The organism is Paraburkholderia aromaticivorans (genome assembly GCF_002278075.1).
GTDB classification, from domain to species: Bacteria; Pseudomonadota; Gammaproteobacteria; order Burkholderiales; family Burkholderiaceae; genus Paraburkholderia; species Paraburkholderia aromaticivorans.
Map to the genome: position 1 here is coordinate 3,619,898 of NZ_CP022989.1, position 15,618 is coordinate 3,635,515.

The 15,618-nt window shown below is 63.2% G+C and carries 20 protein-coding genes and 1 tRNA gene; 9 read left to right on the forward strand and 12 right to left on the reverse strand.

Translation table 11 applies throughout. From position 1 onward, the window contains the following. The first annotated feature begins 217 nt into the window (after nucleotides 1-217). Together CJU94_RS16355 and CJU94_RS16360 are read left to right on the forward strand one after the other, a co-directional pair. Nucleotides 218-1,621: a M20 family metallopeptidase gene (locus CJU94_RS16355; protein ID WP_095419578.1), complete on the forward strand. Its 1,404-nt coding sequence runs from the start codon at nucleotides 218-220 to the stop codon at nucleotides 1,619-1,621. Nucleotides 1,622-1,729: 108 nt separating this feature from the next. Further along, nucleotides 1,730-3,013: an MFS transporter gene (locus tag CJU94_RS16360; RefSeq protein ID WP_095419579.1), complete on the forward strand. Its 1,284-nt coding sequence runs from the start codon at nucleotides 1,730-1,732 to the stop codon at nucleotides 3,011-3,013. Nucleotides 3,014-3,161: 148 nt separating this feature from the next. On the opposite strand, the gene CJU94_RS16365 is transcribed toward CJU94_RS16360, so the two are convergent. Beyond that, nucleotides 3,162-4,214 (reverse strand): NADP(H)-dependent aldo-keto reductase, encoded by a 1,053-nt coding sequence (locus CJU94_RS16365; protein WP_095419580.1) that lies wholly within the window; start codon nucleotides 4,212-4,214, stop codon nucleotides 3,162-3,164. A 144-nt stretch (nucleotides 4,215-4,358) separates the two neighbouring features. On the opposite strand from CJU94_RS16365, the gene CJU94_RS16370 reads away from it, so the two are divergent. Together CJU94_RS16370 and CJU94_RS16375 are read left to right on the forward strand one after the other, a co-directional pair. After that, nucleotides 4,359-4,571 (forward strand): DUF3820 family protein, encoded by a 213-nt coding sequence (locus CJU94_RS16370; RefSeq protein WP_095419581.1) that lies wholly within the window; start codon nucleotides 4,359-4,361, stop codon nucleotides 4,569-4,571. A 208-nt stretch (nucleotides 4,572-4,779) separates the two neighbouring features. Continuing rightward, complete coding sequence (locus CJU94_RS16375; RefSeq protein ID WP_095419582.1) at nucleotides 4,780-5,025, forward strand: hypothetical protein; 246 nt, start codon at nucleotides 4,780-4,782, stop codon at nucleotides 5,023-5,025. A 24-nt stretch (nucleotides 5,026-5,049) separates the two neighbouring features. On the opposite strand, the gene cysC is transcribed toward CJU94_RS16375, so the two are convergent. Together cysC and CJU94_RS16385 are read right to left on the reverse strand one after the other, a co-directional pair. Continuing rightward, nucleotides 5,050-5,589 carry an adenylyl-sulfate kinase gene (cysC, locus tag CJU94_RS16380; RefSeq protein WP_095419583.1) on the reverse strand — a complete coding sequence of 180 codons (540 nt, stop codon included), beginning with the start codon at nucleotides 5,587-5,589 and terminating at the stop codon, nucleotides 5,050-5,052. After that, nucleotides 5,586-7,178 (reverse strand): tetratricopeptide repeat-containing sulfotransferase family protein, encoded by a 1,593-nt coding sequence (locus CJU94_RS16385; RefSeq protein ID WP_095419584.1) that lies wholly within the window; start codon nucleotides 7,176-7,178, stop codon nucleotides 5,586-5,588. Before CJU94_RS16385 ends, cysC begins: the two co-directional genes overlap by 4 nt. Nucleotides 7,179-7,523: 345 nt before the next feature. Between CJU94_RS16385 and CJU94_RS16390 the strand changes: the two genes are divergently transcribed. The 3 genes from CJU94_RS16390 (at nucleotide 7,524) to CJU94_RS16400 (ending at nucleotide 9,182) form a co-directional block, all read left to right on the forward strand. Then, a complete protein-coding gene (locus CJU94_RS16390; RefSeq protein ID WP_095419585.1) occupies nucleotides 7,524-7,880 on the forward strand; it encodes a hypothetical protein in 357 nt (118 codons plus the stop codon). Nucleotides 7,881-8,016: 136 nt separating this feature from the next. Continuing rightward, nucleotides 8,017-9,018: a tRNA dihydrouridine(20/20a) synthase DusA gene (gene dusA, locus CJU94_RS16395; protein WP_095419586.1), complete on the forward strand. Its 1,002-nt coding sequence runs from the start codon at nucleotides 8,017-8,019 to the stop codon at nucleotides 9,016-9,018. Between the two features lie 88 nt (nucleotides 9,019-9,106). Continuing rightward, nucleotides 9,107-9,182, forward strand: a tRNA-His gene (locus CJU94_RS16400). 274 nt (nucleotides 9,183-9,456) lie between these two features. Here CJU94_RS16400 and CJU94_RS16405 read toward each other — a convergent pair. From CJU94_RS16405 to CJU94_RS16420, 4 genes are all read right to left on the reverse strand, one after another. Beyond that, nucleotides 9,457-10,527, reverse strand: a complete 1,071-nt coding sequence (locus CJU94_RS16405) for a sialidase family protein (RefSeq protein ID WP_095419587.1) — start codon at nucleotides 10,525-10,527, stop codon at nucleotides 9,457-9,459. A 131-nt stretch (nucleotides 10,528-10,658) separates the two neighbouring features. Beyond that, complete coding sequence (locus CJU94_RS16410; protein ID WP_157763757.1) at nucleotides 10,659-10,922, reverse strand: hypothetical protein; 264 nt, start codon at nucleotides 10,920-10,922, stop codon at nucleotides 10,659-10,661. A 7-nt stretch (nucleotides 10,923-10,929) separates the two neighbouring features. Continuing rightward, a complete protein-coding gene (locus CJU94_RS16415; RefSeq protein WP_244220850.1) occupies nucleotides 10,930-11,256 on the reverse strand; it encodes a hypothetical protein in 327 nt (108 codons plus the stop codon). Between the two features lie 71 nt (nucleotides 11,257-11,327). Next, nucleotides 11,328-11,552 carry a hypothetical protein gene (locus CJU94_RS16420; RefSeq protein WP_095419589.1) on the reverse strand — a complete coding sequence of 75 codons (225 nt, stop codon included), beginning with the start codon at nucleotides 11,550-11,552 and terminating at the stop codon, nucleotides 11,328-11,330. Between the two features lie 311 nt (nucleotides 11,553-11,863). Between CJU94_RS16420 and CJU94_RS16425 the strand changes: the two genes are divergently transcribed. Further along, nucleotides 11,864-12,130 (forward strand): hypothetical protein, encoded by a 267-nt coding sequence (locus CJU94_RS16425; RefSeq protein WP_095419590.1) that lies wholly within the window; start codon nucleotides 11,864-11,866, stop codon nucleotides 12,128-12,130. Nucleotides 12,131-12,433: 303 nt separating this feature from the next. Here CJU94_RS16425 and CJU94_RS16430 read toward each other — a convergent pair whose 3' ends face one another. Together CJU94_RS16430 and CJU94_RS16435 are read right to left on the reverse strand one after the other, a co-directional pair. Then, nucleotides 12,434-12,676, reverse strand: coding sequence for a hypothetical protein (locus tag CJU94_RS16430; RefSeq protein ID WP_095419591.1), 243 nt, complete (start codon nucleotides 12,674-12,676; stop codon nucleotides 12,434-12,436). A 112-nt stretch (nucleotides 12,677-12,788) separates the two neighbouring features. After that, the gene (locus CJU94_RS16435) at nucleotides 12,789-12,986 is read right to left on the reverse strand and encodes a hypothetical protein (RefSeq protein WP_095419592.1); all 198 of its coding nucleotides are present in this window, start codon (nucleotides 12,984-12,986) and stop codon (nucleotides 12,789-12,791) included. A gap of 167 nt (nucleotides 12,987-13,153) precedes the next feature. Here CJU94_RS16435 and CJU94_RS16440 point away from each other — a divergent pair, with 167 nt between their 5' ends. Next, nucleotides 13,154-13,459 carry a hypothetical protein gene (locus CJU94_RS16440; protein WP_095419593.1) on the forward strand — a complete coding sequence of 102 codons (306 nt, stop codon included), beginning with the start codon at nucleotides 13,154-13,156 and terminating at the stop codon, nucleotides 13,457-13,459. A gap of 8 nt (nucleotides 13,460-13,467) precedes the next feature. On the opposite strand, the gene CJU94_RS16445 is transcribed toward CJU94_RS16440, so the two are convergent. The 3 genes from CJU94_RS16445 to ssuC are packed head-to-tail and all read right to left on the reverse strand — an operon-like array spanning nucleotide 13,468 to nucleotide 15,580. Beyond that, nucleotides 13,468-13,683 carry a TOBE domain-containing protein gene (locus CJU94_RS16445; protein WP_011488137.1) on the reverse strand — a complete coding sequence of 72 codons (216 nt, stop codon included), beginning with the start codon at nucleotides 13,681-13,683 and terminating at the stop codon, nucleotides 13,468-13,470. Nucleotides 13,684-13,730: 47 nt separating this feature from the next. After that, nucleotides 13,731-14,741, reverse strand: a complete 1,011-nt coding sequence (locus tag CJU94_RS16450; RefSeq protein WP_095419594.1) for an ATP-binding cassette domain-containing protein — start codon at nucleotides 14,739-14,741, stop codon at nucleotides 13,731-13,733. Continuing rightward, nucleotides 14,738-15,580, reverse strand: coding sequence for an aliphatic sulfonate ABC transporter permease SsuC (gene ssuC, locus CJU94_RS16455; RefSeq protein WP_095419595.1), 843 nt, complete (start codon nucleotides 15,578-15,580; stop codon nucleotides 14,738-14,740). The genes CJU94_RS16450 and ssuC overlap by 4 nt, the downstream gene beginning before the upstream one ends. Between the last annotated feature and the right edge of the window lie 38 nt (nucleotides 15,581-15,618).

Here is a 15,618-nt window from a genome sequence, read left to right on the forward strand (position 1 = left end):
TCATTCAACGGTAAGCGCGGGCGAGCCGATGGCCGCGCGCGTCTCTACCCAGGCGGCGAGCTTTGCCTTTTCGGCAACGCAAGCTTCGAAAGACGATCATTGTGACAAAAAAATCGGCCTCCTAGAATCGGTTCGAAGCTGCAGGCCGCGGCCGCTCGCAGGCGCACCGCGGACCATGCGCCGTCCGCCCCCACATTCGCCCGCATTGGAGACACCCATGAGCCGCCACCAGGCCATCGAGCACGCCACCCATCATTTCGAATCCGGCGCCTTTCTCGAGACCTTGAACCGTCGCGTCGGTTTTCGCACGGAAAGCCAGGACAACGACCGCGCCGCCGCGCTGCTGTCGTATCTGACCGACGAAATCACGCCCGAAGTGGCGGGCCTCGGTTTCAGCACGCGCATCGTCGCCAACCCGGTGGACGGCTTCGGGCCGTTCCTGATCGCCGGCCGCCATGAGGGCGACCATCTGCCGACCGTGCTGATCTACGGCCATGGCGACGTGGTGCGCGGCTACGACAGCCAGTGGCGCGCGCCGCTGACGCCGTGGGCCGTGACCGTCGAGGGCGAGCGCTGGTTCGGCCGCGGCACCGCCGACAACAAAGGCCAGCACACCATCAACCTCGCCGCGCTGGCGAGCGTGCTTGCCGCGCGCGGCGGCAAGCTCGGCTTCAACGCGAAGCTGCTGATCGAGATGGGCGAGGAAACCGGCTCCCCCGGACTCGACGAGGTATGCCGCGCGCACCGTGAAGAACTGGCCGCGGATGTGCTGATCGCCTCCGACGGCCCGCGTCTCGCCGCGCGCCGCCCGACCGTATTCCTCGGCTCGCGCGGCTCGGTGAACTTCAAGCTGTCGTTGAAGCCGCGCGACGGTGCGCACCATTCGGGCAATTGGGGCGGTTTGCTGCGCAACCCGGCCACGGTCCTCGCGAATGCGTTGTCGAGCCTCGTCGACGCGCGCGGCGTGATCGCCGTCGAGGGTTTGCGCCCACCGCCGATTCCCGAGGCGGTGCGCCGCGCGCTCGCCGATATCACCGTGGGCGGCGGCCCCGGCGATCCGGCGGTCGACGACAACTGGGGCGAGCCCGGCCTGAGCGCGCCTGAGCGCGTGTTCGGCTGGAACAGCTTCGAAATACTCGCTTTCAAGGCGGGCAACCCGGAGAACCCGGTCAATGCGATTCCCTCGTCGGCGTTCGCGCATTGCCAGTTGCGCTTCGTGGTCGGCACCGATTGGGACAACCTCGAACGGTATCTGCGCACGCATCTGGATGCGCATGGCTTTGCCGAGGTGCGCATCGATGTCGAACGCGGCGCGCCGGCCACGCGTCTGAACCCGGACGATCCGTGGGTCACGTGGGCGATTGCCTCGCTCGAACAGACCACCGGCAAGAAGACGGCCGTGCTGCCGAATCTGGGCGGCACGCTGCCCAACGAAGTCTTCGCCGACACGCTCGGCCTGCCGACCCTGTGGGTGCCCCACTCGTACCCGGCCTGCTCGCAGCACGCGCCGAACGAGCATCTGCTCGGACCGGTCGTGCGCGAAGGTCTGCAGATCATGGCGGGACTCTTCTGGGATCTCGGCGAGAACTCGCCGCGCGCGACAACCCGCACTGCAACCTGAGCCGCACCTGAGCGACACCTGAGCGACACCTGAGCGGCACCCGGGCGACACCCGCCCGATCGGGGCCCCGCACGCCGTTATCCGTCTACGTCACGAGGCACGTCCACGATGAGCACGTCCACTTTGCAAGCCAGCGCCGCGCGGCCTTCCGCCGCGAAGGTCCATCGCATCATTCTCGCGGCGTCGATCGGCAACGCGCTCGAATGGTTCGATCTCGTCGTCTACGGCTTCTTCGCGGTGACCATCGCGAAGCTGTTCTTTCCGGCGCGCACCGAAGCGATCTCGCTGATGCTCACGCTCGGCACCTTCGGGATCTCGTACCTGATCCGGCCGCTCGGCGGCGTCGTGCTCGGCTCGCTCGCGGATCGCGCCGGGCGTAAGGCGTCGCTGCTGCTGTCGATCGGGCTGATGATGATCGGCACCCTGACGATCGCCGTGATGCCGCCGTACGCGGCGATCGGCCTGTGGGCGCCCGCGGGCATCATGCTTTCGCGCCTCGTTCAAGGTTTTTCCGCGGGCGGCGAGTTCGGTGCGTCGACGGCATTTCTGGTCGAACACGCTCCCGAGCGCCGCGGCTTCATGGGCAGCTGGCAGTTCGCGAGTCAAGGCATGGCGACGCTGCTCGCCTCCGGTTTCGGCGCGCTGTTGACGAGCCAGCTCACGAGCGCGCAACTCGAATCGTGGGGATGGCGCGTACCGTTTCTGTTCGGCCTCGCGATCGGTCCGGTCGGTTTCTATATTCGCCGTTACGTGGACGAAGGCGCCGAGTTCCATGCGCAGCCGAAAGCCCGCACGCCCCTGCGCGACCTGTTCGGCACGCAGAAGGTCCGCATGCTGCTGGCGGTAGGCTCGCTGGTCATTTCCACAGCGGCCAACTACATGATCCTGTACATGCCCACCTACGCGATCAAGCAATTGCACCTGCCCGCCTCGACCGGCTTCGCGGCGACGCTCGCCACCGGCGTCGTGCTCACGGTGCTGACGCCTTTCGCGGGCCACCTGTCGGACAGCCTCGGACGCATCCGCATCATGGCGGTGGCCGCCATGCTGATGCTGGTGACCGTCTATCCGGCCTTCATGTATATGAACGCGCATCCCTCGTTTGCGACGATGCTGCTCGCGCTGATCTGGATCGGCGTATTGAAGGCAACGTATTTCGGCGCGCTGCCCGCGTTGATGTCGGAGATCTTCCCGACGCAGACGCGCGCGACCGGCCTCGCGGTGAGCTACAACATCGGCGTGACGGTGTTCGGCGGCTTTGCGCCCTTTGTGATCACCTGGCTGATCGACGCAAGCGGCAATAAGCTCGCGCCCGGCTTCTATCTGATGTTCTGCGCGGTGGTGAGTCTGCTTGCGCTCCATGCGGTGCGCGGTCAGTTGAAGATCCGTTGAGCGTGCGCCAGGTGCGCCGAATTTCAGCAGCGGATCAGTTGGCAAGCGCCCCGGCCATGAAGCCGGGGCAGCCCGAGCGTGCGGCGCTTCGAGGGGCGCGCCGCCTTCTTTCAGGCAGGACTCGTCCCGACGCACCACCGCTCATGCATCAAGGCGCGGGATTCGGCTGCAATTCATGCAGCGCATCGATTTGCGCGAGCACCTGCGCCGGGAGTTTCACGTCGACGCTCGCAATGTTTTCCTTCAACTGATCGAGCGAGGTCGCGCCGATCAGATTGCTCGTCACGAACGGCCGGCTGTTAACGAAAGCCAGCGCGAATTGCGCGGGCGACATACCGTGACGCTTCGCGAGTTCCACGTAACGCGTGGTGGCTTGCACCGCTTGCGGCTTGCTGTAGCGCTGAAAGCGCTCGAACAGCGAGATGCGGGCGCCGGCCGGACGCGCGCCGCCTTCATACTTGCCCGACAACCAGCCGAAGGCCAGCGGCGAATAGGCCAGCAACCCGATGTTGTCGCGATGTGCGTACTCGGATAAACCGGCTTCGTAAGTGCGATTGAGCAGGCTGTATGGATTCTGAATGCTGACGATGCGCGGCAAGCCGAGCCTTTCGGCCGCGCGCAGAAACTGCGCGACGCCCCACGGCGTTTCATTCGACACGCCGACGTGGCGCACCTTGCCGGCCTTGACGAACTCAGCGAGCACCGACAGGGTCTCTTCGATCGGCACCGTATAAGCGTCGTCGACCCACGGATACGCGGGGCGGCCGAACGTCATCGTGCTGCGATCCGGCCAGTGCAGTTGATACAGGTCGACGTAGTCGGTTTGCAGACGCTTCAGGCTGCCGTCGAGCGCTTCGGTCAGATTCTTGCGGTCGAACTGGTTGCCTTCGCCACGAATATGGCGCGGGTTATGCGGTTGCCGCGCGGGGCCGGCGATCTTGGTGGCGAGCACGATTTTCTCGCGGGCACTGCGATGCCGCGCGAGCCACCTGCCGATAAAGCGCTCCGTCGAACCTTGCGTCTCGGCACGCGGCGGCACCGGGTACATTTCGGCGGTGTCGATCAGATTGACGCCGTGATCGAGTGCGTAATCGATCTGCGCGTGCGCTTCCTGCTCCGTGTTCTGCTCGCCCCAGGTCATGGTGCCCAGACCGATCAGGCTGACCTGCACATCGGAATCGCCAAGTCTGCGATATTCCATCGAACTTGTCCTGTTGATTGGTTGAACGAAAAGCGCTGACGTTACCACGCCCGGGCGATACCTGCAGGGCACGCTAAAATGCGGTTCCAGCGGGCGCCGCCCGTCTCTTTCACGCGCAACGTTGCTCCGCGCCGCCCCCGTGTCATGAATCCCGAACACCTCGAACTGCTGCTCACGCGCGTCATGCCTTACGGGAAATATAAGGGCCGCCTGATTGCGGACCTGCCCGGTCATTATCTAAACTGGTTTGCGAGTCAGGGCTTTCCGCCGGGCGAAATCGGCCGGCTGCTGGCGTTGATGCACGAGATCGATCACAACGGGTTGAAGTCGCTGCTCGAGCCTTTGCGCAAGCGCTGATCGCCGCGCGGTGAAAGCCGGTCGAAGCGTCGTGAAGCCCGGTTGAAAGTTGCCTCGCAGGCAACGTGCAAGCAATGCAAACCTGTACGAATTTTTATGCCGTCTTTGCTTGTACTTTGCCGGCCGAATGGACTTAAATCCACGTAGGCCTTCGCGCGCGCCGCCACGCCTCGCGTCATCATCGGTATCTCTTCTTGCCCGCCCGTCCATGTCTGAATTCAGCTTGCCCGCGCTGCTCGAATTTATCGGCCACGACCTCTCGCCCGTGCGCGCGGTCATCGCGTTTTTTCTGATCGGCTACCTCGTGGTCGGGTTGCCCGTTCATTTCCGCCAGGGCGCCGCATCGCGCAACATCTGGGGCACCGCCGCCGGCGTGACGATGGCCGCGATCTACGCGGCGTTCATCATCGGCGTGTACCCGGCCTTGCATCATTCCTGGGCCTTGTTGCGCTAACGCGGAGGCAGTGCCGCGACGGCGCTACCCATTCAGGCGCCCCGTCGCGGCCAGATGCGCGAGCAGGCGGTCCACGCATTCGTCGACCGGCATCCGCTCAGTGTCGATCACCACGTCGGGCGCGAGCGGCGTTTCGAACGGGTCGGAAATGCCGGTGAAATGCGCAATCTCGCCGCGTCGCGCGCGGGCATAGAGCCCCTTGGCATCGCGGGCTTCGCAAACCTTTAGCGGCGCATTCACGAAGACTTCGACGAAACCCTCGCCGACGATTTCACGCGCCGAGCGCCGATGCCGATGCTCCGGCGAGATGACGGCGGCAATCACGATGAAGCCCTGCTGCATGAAGAGCGCCGCGACGTGCGCGACGCGCCGCAGGTTTTCGGTGCGGTCCTCGGGTGTATAGCCCAGGTCGGCGTTCAGTCCACGCCGCAACACGTCGCCGTCGAGCACGATCGCCGCATGCCCCGCTTCTTTCAGCCGCCGGTGCAAGGCGTTGGCCAATGTCGACTTGCCGGCGCCGGAGAGCCCCGTCATCCATACCACCGCACCGCGGGACGCGCTCATGAGCGACGCTCCATACCGGCGGCCACGACCTCGTCGGCCCGAAGGCCGGCCGCCGGAGCCAGCTGCGGGCCCAAGCCGTCGAACAGCGGTTGAAGCAACGCCTGCCGCGGCTGCCAGCGTCGCAGCGATGTCCTGTACAGCGGACGGCGCACCTGCGCGGAACTGGCGGTGCTCACCTGGCGCATGGTCTGATGAAACGACAGACAGCGCTCGTCCCAGTCGAGCCCGCAATGCGCGAGCAGGCGCCGCACATTGCCTTCGAAATCGTCGACCAGTTCTTCATAGTTGACCTCGATCATCACCCCGTCGGGGAGCACGCGTTGCCAGTGAGCCATCAGGGCGTGATAGGCGCGATAGTAGCGGCCCAGTTCGCCGAGATCATAGCTGAACGGCACGTCGTGAAAGATTCGCGAAAAGATCGACAGGCAGGTTTGCAAAGGCGCACGGCTGCTGTGAATGAAGCGGGCGTTCGGCAGCGCCAGATGAATCAGGCCGAGGTTGATGAAGTTGAACGGATATTTGTCGGTGAAGTGCGTGAAGCGCGCGGTCGAGCCCGGTGCCTCTTCGCGCGCTTGGCGCTGGATTTCCGGCAACGCGCGGCGCATGCGGCGCAGATAGTCCGCGCCGAGCGCGCGCAACGGCGCGACCTCGACCTCTCGCAGGGCTTCAATATCGATCTTCAAAGGATCGTCCGGCTCGCGACGGATGGCGTTCACCAACGCCTCGCCGAATTCCGTGCGCTCGCCCGCGCCGAATACGCGCGGATGGCTCGCGAGAATCTGTTCGATCAACGTCGACCCCGAACGCGGCATGCCGACGATAAAGATCGGCGCATCTGACGGGTCGCCCAGACCACGCTTTGCCTGCAGCACCTCCGAAGTCGTCAATTCAGGCAGATGCGCGAACAGGCCGAGTGACTCCGCTTCGTTATAACGCACCGCCGTGCGGTGCAATGCGTTGCCCTTCAGGAAGTGATCGAACGACGCGTCGTGGCGGCCTACATCGGAAAGCGCCTGGCCGTAGGCGAAGTGAATTTCGGCCTGATCGGCCTGCGCCAACGAAGCAGCGTTGCCGGCAAGACGTTCCAGCGCGACGAATACCGGATCTTCGGTGGTGAGGCGCTTGGTCTGCACGAAGTTGCGGTAGTACAGCGGCACCTGCGGCGCGGCCTCGATCGCACGGCGATACGCCGCGTGAGCTTCGTCGAAACGGCCGAGCGCCTGCAGGCAGTTGCCCATGTTGTTGTGCGAGCCGTCGGCTTGCGGATTCAGGTGGACCGCTTCGCGATAAGCATCTACCGCTTGCTCGAGCCGATGCATCTGCTCGAGTGTCCAGCCGAGGCCGTGATACGAATCCGTCTCGCGCGGATCGAGCGCGATGGCCTCCCGATAGCGCTCGACGGCTTCGGGGAAACGGTTCAGGGCGGCGAGCGTGGCCGCGATACGCTGATGCACGAGCGCATCGTGGGGGGCTAGCGAGCGCGCGTTGTCGAAACGCTGGAGCGCCGCGTCGAGTTCGCCGCGCGCCGCCAAGGCTTCGCCTTCGGCGCGCCATTCCGATGCGGTGGCCGGCTGGGGATCGTGCTTCATTGACGGCTGGATTTTTTACAGGCTTCGCTTCGGGCGACCCTGACATTGAGCGGGGGCGCTCTTCATCCGGCCAGCCAATCGGCGCAGCCGAAGTTCGAGGGTAATGGTCTGAAGGGAACTTAACAGGCGCGCCCTACAGTTGCGTTGCGAAAATTTAACTAACTGTTACAACGCATGAACCGGCAAGGTCTGGCAGCGTGACGCCGCGCCTTGAGCCGCGGGCTTCGTTTGCCATGTATGTCTCACGGACGCGCCCTCGCGTGCGCAAGCGGTAATGCGCGGACACAAATGCTGCTGAACTCCTGAGCACGCGCCGTTTCTCACTCTCATCCGAAGGAGAAAATCGTGAGCAGGCTCATTGCATCGATGGCGCTGTTGGCGGTGACGGCCAGCCTGACCGGGTGCGCGATCGCACCGGCATACGACTACGGCTACGCGCAACCTTATTACCCTGGCTATGGCTACGCTTACGGGCCGCCGTATGCGCCGGTTTACGGCAGCGTCGGCATTTACGGCGGCTGGGGTGGCTCCTGCTGTTACTACCATGGCGACCATGGCGGATACTGGCACGGCGGTCATGGGTGGCATGGCGGAAACGGCGAACATGGCGGCTGGCATGGCGGTGGTTATGGCGGCTACCACGGCGGCAGCGGGAGTTCGTGGGGCAGCAGCGGCGGTCACGGCGGAGGACATGGGCATTGACCTGACCCGCGAGTGAGTTGCGGGTTGGCCAGTCGCATGGCCTCCGGCTCGAAGCGCTCCGGCATGCCCCGCCCGGACGGCGATTTCACGGGTTGCGGTAAAATCGGTGTTTTGAATCAAGCCGTTTGGCCGCCCCATGTCTTCAGCTCGAATTGCCAGTCCGCGCCGCGTATCGGTTGCACCCATGATGGACTGGACCGACCGTCATTGCCGTTCCCTGCATCGCGTGATCTCTCGCCATACGTGGCTTTACACGGAGATGGTGACGACCGGCGCGCTGCTGCACGGCGACGTGCCGCGCCACCTCGCGTTCACGCCCGCGGAAGCGCCGGTCGCCCTGCAGCTCGGCGGCAGCGAACCTGACGACCTCGCCCGCTCGGCAAAACTGGGCGAGCAATGGGGCTACGACGAAATCAATCTGAACTGCGGCTGCCCGTCCGAGCGTGTGCAACGCGGCGCATTCGGCGCGTGCCTGATGAACGAGCCGCGACTCGTCGCCGACTGCGTGAAGGCCATGCGCGACGCGGTGTCCGTGCCGGTGACCGTGAAGCACCGCATCGGCGTCGATGCCGTCGAGGAATATGCGTTCGTGCGCGATTTCGTCGGCACGATTGCGGACGCAGGCTGCGAGGTGTTCATCGTGCATGCGCGCAACGCGATTCTGAAGGGGTTGAGCCCGAAGGAAAATCGCGAGATTCCGCCGCTCAAATACGACTACGCGTATCAGTTGAAGCGCGACTTTCCGCATCTGGAGATCATCATCAACGGCGGCATCAAGACGCTCGATGAAGTGGAAACACATCTTCAGCGCGTCGACGGCGTGATGCTCGGACGCGAGGCTTATCACAACCCGTATGTGCTGGCCGATGTCGATGCGCGCTTCTACGGGTCGACAGAGACGCCGCTGACACGCGAGCAGGTCGAAGCGAAACTGATCGAGTATTGCGCCGCTGAGATGGCGCGCGGCACTTACCTCGGCGCGATCACGCGCCACGCGCTCGGGCTTTATCGCGGTGAAACGGGGGCGCGTGGATGGCGCCGTGTACTGTCCGATAGCAAACGCCTCGCCGCGCGCGATCTGACCATCTTCGACGAGGCAAGGCAGCATCTGCGCGAGCCCGTCGAAATTTTTGAATAAAGGACTAGGCAAACGAGATTCTTGTTCGTATAATCTCGTTTCTTCATCGACGAGCCAGGTTTTACGGCAAGTCAAGCAGATGTCAGTGGTGGCTGTAGCTCAGTTGGTAGAGTCCAGGATTGTGATTCCTGTTGTCGTGGGTTCGAGCCCCATCAGCCACCCCAAAGAATTCAAAGCGGTTCAATGCTTTACTGAGCGGCACTGTGCAAAACACAGTGCCGTTTTTGTTTTTGCTCCCCCGCCCGATTCCCATTTGGGAATTGCCCCCTTTCCGGCATACGCCAAACGACATGGACTGCGTGTCCAAACAGCGCCTCGAGTTGCTGTGGCCCTGCGGTCGTTCATTGCTTCGACGCTGCTTCGAGTTGCGAAATCCGTTGGCGAGCCATGCGCGGCGACTGGAATCAGCTATTGATGGCCAGTCGCAGGGCTCTACATTTAACGGGACGCATAGATCCGTTTCGGATCGAGCACGACATGCTTGATGTGAATCTTTTTCCATGTGTAGGTGATGTGAACCAGGCCGTCTGGGGATTGAATAATCGCGGGGTACGAAAACTCCTGATTCGGCTCGCTCTCAAGGTCCTGCACGTTACGATAGGTCTGATGATCGGCAGAGATAAGGACAGACAGCCTGTGTCGGTCCCAACGACCTTCGACGTAAGGTAGCGGATTCGTCACGATCAGATCGCGCCCGTCGGTCAAGGTCACTGCGTCCAGACCGGAATTCGAGTTAGGAATATCCAACGGCGCGAGAACGCTCCACGTCTTTCCGTAGTCTCTCGACCTGGTGCTGAATACAAAACCGTTTTTCGTGCGGACGAGCGCCTGCAACTTCCCGTGGCCATGGTCAAGGATCGCAGGCTGGATCGCCTGAACTGGACGTGGCCCGGCCGGCGGGTACACGGCGTCCCACGTATTGCCTCCGTCCATGGAACGCTCGAAGTGAATTTTCCATCCGTCATACTCGGTGCTGCTTCCTGCTATCACGATTCCATTTGATAGTTCGACGGGCTTGTCTTTCGCGGGCCCCGAAACACTCGGCCCAAGAGCATCCGGCGTTGACCACGTCGCGCCGCCGTCGAGCGAAGTCATGCGGAAGGGATGCCAATCGGCGGGCAATTTCCCTCGGCGATAGAACAACATCAAGGGACCGTGCTTCGGAGAAAAAAGAATCGGGTTAATGACTGTCAGCGCTTTGCCGTCAGGCGGGAGACCATCTGCAATGCGAACTGGCGCACTCCATCGGTTCCCGGAGAAGCGCGCCTCCCACACACCAATGTCATTCGCCGCTTCTTTGCTGCCGGCCAGCCATGCAGCGACTAGATGGCCGTTCGAGTAGGCGATCGTCGACGCATGACAAAATGCTACGTTCTGCGTTTGATTGATGACTTCCGTCGACCGAACCGCGTCGAGATTATTTTCGTTTCCCGCAGAAGATTGCACCGACCAAATGCAAAGGATACCGAAAGATAGATGTCGGAAATATGACAATTTTTGCCGCGTCATGCCGATTGAGCCGGTGGTAGAGGGATGGACTAGCTTTCAGAGACGACGGATGGTAACCGATCCAGGTGTAAGTTTCGGAACCGGCTCGATTTCTTTATAGAAATTATTTGGAACTCGGTTACGGGATGCGGTTATAAGTTTGGACGGGGTTTCGGTCTGCCCGGCAGTGGTCTGCGCTTGCGCAGCTTTCTGGTTAGCCGAAGCGACCTTCGCCTCACACTGAAATAGGTGATCGTGGCAAGCAGCACGGCGAGCGCGTTGATGAAGCCGGGCAGCTTCGTGAGCGCGAAGTCGAAGCACATGTTGCAGGTCGCACGCTGGCGCGCGCATTTGAGATCGCGCGATAACGGCAGGTTGCGATCGATTTTGGCCTTTCCGCTTTCAAGCCCGCTCAATCGCGTGTCAACGAGCCGCGTCCGGCACATTCGCGCCGCCCTCGTCCGTTTCGGTCGAAAGCCGCCCTGTGTTGCGCAAGGCCGACAGCACATCCTCGATTCGCGCGTCCTCGATCAGGCGCCGTCCGGCGCGCAGACGTCGTGCGTTCGTCAAATCGATGGCGCGCTGCCAATCGGACATTTCGGCGGCGATATACACAGCCATTCCGTAGCCATATCGCTCGGCGAGTTTGTAGTCGAAGAAGTATTTCATGCTTTCGTTTTCGGCAGCCGCACCGAAAACTTTACAGCGACGACGCCACGGTTTCTGATTGCGCCTGCTGCGCGGCGCCATCCTCGACACGGTTACCGCTTTAAAACCCTGCCGTCGCAACAGACGGCGCCTGCGCCAGAAACGGTCAGCTGTCAGTGCTGACTCGCGTTCAGCAGCACCCAGATCTGCTTGTGAGGCTCACCAGCCAGAATGCGGGCGAACACCGCCTTGCAGCGCACACACGTGTAGTGCTCCTCCACTCGCCCGTCTTTCCCGGCCCCGCGATGATTCAGCGTCAGTCCGTCGTGCGGCCTATGGCCGGCCGGCTGGCCATAAAGGTCGGCGCAGGCAGCACACGGTTGAATCCACAAGTCCATCAAGTGCTCCCCAAGTAACGGATCCAGGTCGAAATCCGGACCGCATCCACGTTCTCCACCGCCCTTAACCTCGCTGCGTCCCGGTCTTTCACCTCGTAAAACCGTTGCCCCATGGGGTCGGACCGTCGCTGACGCTTGTCCCGCCTACCTCCCGTCGATTATTTCAGAATCAAGAACAGTAATTTCAATTTATCGGTACAAATTCTCGATAGTAGGGGTATACACTGCATTCCATCGACGTTGCAGACACACCTCACCGGCCCCTGCGACGCCTTCCTGAAATGAAATCGAAACATTCTCGGAGTCACACCATGAAGACCAAGCTTATCGCCGCTTTGCTCGTTGCTGTTTCCGCCTCGGTCGCCGCTCCTGCTTTTGCTAGCGGCTACGGCCCGGCACCGTTCTACCGTCCGTCGGTCGGCGCACCGGCTTCGCAACAAGGTCAGAACGCACAAACCGTCGCGGCTGAACGCGCGAACGCTCAATCGAATGCCTACGGCGGCGTGAACAACGTGTCGTCGCAATCGGGTGCCAAAGAGCCGGTTTCGGGCCCGCAATCGGTTTTCTTCGGCCACTAAGCCGTTGCCGTTGAACCGGCTGCCTCACGAGGGCGGCCGGTAAACCGGGCGCCGCGCATGCAGTATCGATGCCGGCGCCCAGTTGCGTTTACTCGCGCTAGAACCGTCCCATTGCGTCCGGCGCGCCGCTCGGCGACACCGCTATGGGACCCTCGGCGGGTTCAGTCGCAAAATCCAAAGTGGGCTCCAAGGAATCATGACGGCGTGTCCTTGCCTGATCGAACGCGCTTGTGATGTCCCTCGGCTCTGGCCGAAGCGACCAAACCGCCGATACCACCAAATACGACGAAACCCTTCGCGCGACTAAACGGCGAGGCCCGCGTCGATCGCTTGACGCGCCGCGCGGAATGCCGCCTCGGCTGCGGCATGCTCGGTGGGCCATAAGCTGTCGATATGCACGAGGCGCCAGTCGATCACCACCACGTCGTCCCGCAACACCCGGAAATGCGCTTTGACGCCCGTCAGCACCTGCTCGACGGCGACCTCGATGTCGCAGTCCTGATAGCGCTCCTGGTAGTCCCCCATGTCGATGCCCTTCGGCTCCATGTGCTTCTCCTTGGGTATCGCCGCGAATGTGACGGCCAGCCTGACCCGGCGAGCCCCCAGTGGGCCCGCGCAACCCTTCGGCCTGGGCGTCAGGCCGAGCCTGCCCTGACGATCAATCGCAATCGCCGGAAAGATATTGCCGGCCGTTGCAGGTGATCTCGACTTCGCCGCCGCTCGCCTCGGCGACCAGACCGCCCGCCAGCAATTCGGCGGTAACGGACTGCGCCAGCTTCGGCGCCTGCTGTCCGACACCGACGTCGTTCAAACGCCGCAGGGCTTCAACCGCTTCGGGACTCAAGGACTTCGACATGGCTGTCTCCGTCGACATGCTCAATTCATCCTAGCAAGTTTCGGGGACGAATGCAGGCGCCGCATCGAGGCACGCGGGTTGCGTGCCGCAGGTGATTCAACCAGCGTGACGGCGGCTAAACCGGCGACCAGCCAAACCGGCCGGCGGCATCGCGAGGGAGGACGACCATGGAGCGAAGCAGATGGGCAGTACTGACAGCGGGCGTCGCGCTGGCGATAGCCGGCGCTAACGCAACGGCGACATTCGCGCAGACGGCGAAGCCGGGACACGCGCAACCATCCGGACAAACCACGCAAAAACCCGCGCCGCAAGACGACACCCAGTCGATGGCGAGGCCGCCTGAGTCCGCCTCGGGCCCAAGCGTTCCAAGCGGCTCAAGCAATCCTGACAACATGCCGATCAAGCGTCCCAGCACGCCGACCAACGACAGGATGATGCACGCACCGCCCGCCAGCGGCGCGAATGCGAAGTAGCGCGGGCTTCACAGGCGCGCGATCGACACCTCCGTCGACTTCACCAGCGCCACCACTTCCGAGCCGACCTTCAGGTCGAGTTCGTCGACGGAGCGCGTGGTGATCACCGAGGTGACGATACCGAACGGCGTATCCACGTCGACTTCGGACACCACCGGTCCGCGGATGATTTCCTTGACCTTGCCTTTGAACTGGTTGCGTACGTTGATTGCGGAAATGCTCATATCGAGTGGCTCCAGAGAAGCGATTGAGAACAGTCAGTCAAGGAATGTCAGACGGCCCAGCGGACGTCTGTCGGCCGCCTCGCGCGGCCTTCTTCACGTGCGTCGTACGCACGATCGGACAGCGCGTCGTCATTCGGCGCCGTCTTCAATACCCGTTGCAACACATGCTCTTCGAGCGCGGCGAAACCGGCCGACGCGCGCGCCCGCGGACGCGCCAGCGGCACCGGCTGATCGAGCGCGATGCGCCCTTCTTCGATCAGCAGAATCCGGTCGCCGAGCGCCACGGCTTCATGCACGTCGTGCGTGACCAGCAGCGCGGTAAATCGATGTTCGCGCCACAGCCGCTCGATCAACTCGTGCATTTCGATGCGCGTCAACGCGTCGAGCGCGCCGAGCGGTTCGTCGAGCAGCAGCAGCTGCGGCCGATGCACGAGCGCCCGCGCCAGCGCCACGCGCTGACGCTGACCGCCGGAAAGCTGCGCGGGCCAGTCGTTGGCGCGCTCCAGCAAGCCGACTTCGGCGAGCACCGCGCGCGCGTCCTCACGCGCGCTGCGGCCAAGGCCGAGCATCACGTTTTGCAGCACGCTCTTCCAGGGCAGCAGACGCGCGTCCTGAAACATGATGCGGGTGTCGAGCGGGCTGCCGTCTTCGCTGCGCTTGTCGAGCACGCCCGAGGTGGTCTTTTCCAGGCCGGCGACGAGCCGCAGCAAGGTGGATTTCCCGCAGCCGCTGCGGCCGACGATAGCCACGAAACTGCCGCGCTCGATCGACAGATCGAAATCGGCCAGCACCACGCGTTCGCCATACCGCTTGCCGACGCCGTGCAGCTCCACCGAATAATCCGCCGCGCGGCGCCCGTCGTCGCGCGCGAGCGCGCCGGCCGGCCGTTGCACGTCGCCGCGCGCGGCGACGCGAGCCCGATGATGCGCCGCATCGGCATGCTCGAAGTCCGCGGCTTCATGCGCGTCATGATCGACGGTGCGCGCTTGCGCGAGTTCGGCTTCGAGGTCGCTGCCGGCAATCCCGCCGAACGAGGCCGACAAGGTCGTTGCGTTCATGGTTTGGCTCCTCGCTGATAGGCCGGGTGCCAGCGCAGCGAGACGCGCTCGAGGCTCTTGGCCAGCACGTCGGCGAGTTTGCCGAGCGCCGCATAGAGCAGAATGCCGACCACCACCACATCGGTTTGCAGGAATTCACGCGCGTTCATCGTCATGTAGCCGATGCCCGATTGCGCGGAAATGGTTTCGGCGACGATCAGCGTGACCCACATCAGCCCGAACGCGAAACGCACGCCGACCAGAATCGACGGCAACGCGCCCGGCAGAATCACATGGCGGTATAGCGCGAAACCCTTCACGCCGTAACTGCGCGCCATTTCGATCAGATTGGCGTCGACCGAACGGATGCCGTGGAAGGTGTTCACATAGATCGGGAAGAACACGCCCAGCGCGACGAGAAACACCTTCGCTTCCTCCTCGATGCCGAACCACAGAATCACGAGCGGAATCATCGCCAGCGCCGGGATGTTGCGGATCATCTGCACGGTCGAATCGAGCGCGACCTCGGCCGGTTTGAACAGCCCCGTGGCAAGGCCGAGCACGAGGCCGATGCCGCCGCCGATCGCAAAGCCCGACACTGCGCGCCACGTGCTGACCTTCACGTCCGCCCACATTTCACCGGACTGGATCAGCGACCAGGCGGCCTTCACGACCGCGAGCGGTTCGGGCAGCACGCGCGTGGACAGCACGCCGCTCCTCGCGGCGAATTCCCACGCCAGCACAATCGCGAGCGGCGCGAGCCACGGCGCAAGATGCGCGCCGATCCGGCGCAACGTGTTGAAACCCGCGCCGGCTCCGGCGCCTTCGTCCCGATCCGTACTGACAGTGGATTGAGCCATGCTTGCATTCCTCATTGCTTATCGGTGATCGCGCCTGC